A 387-nucleotide genomic window follows, 5' to 3' on the forward strand; every position below is an offset into this window, starting at 1 on the left:
CAGAGGCGATATCGCCTCTGTTTTTTTATTTCTGCAGATACTGCTGCCGAGTCATGCCGTAGTGCAAGCGATCGTCAAAACCATTGTCCAACTTGTAGTAACTCTTTTGCACGCCTTCTCGCTCATAACCGTTTTTCTCCAAGGTGCGATACGAACCCACATTGGTCGCATAGCAATCAGCACACACTTTATGCGCCCCTAGAACATCAAATGCCATCTTGGTAAAGAACTGGCAAGCAGCCGTAGCAATGCCCTGCTTCCATGCGTGTTCTGAAAGCTGATAACCAATCTCATAATTACCTTCCATAAACATCACACTAGTGATTGCTGCCATTCCCATGTAACGACCGCTGTTATCACGAATAATGCCTATGATGTTGTCAGGAT

The 387-nt window shown here is 45.7% G+C and carries 1 protein-coding gene; it reads right to left on the reverse strand.

Annotated elements, in window-relative coordinates; translation table 11 throughout:
- Nucleotides 1-25 precede the first annotated feature (25 nt).
- A partial coding sequence (locus AB4585_RS29415) for a GNAT family N-acetyltransferase (protein WP_372172372.1) occupies nucleotides 26-387 on the reverse strand: 362 nt, incomplete at its 5' end.

Source organism: Vibrio sp. 10N.222.49.C9, from assembly GCF_041474985.1.
GTDB classification, from domain to species: domain Bacteria; phylum Pseudomonadota; class Gammaproteobacteria; order Enterobacterales; family Vibrionaceae; genus Vibrio; species Vibrio crassostreae_C.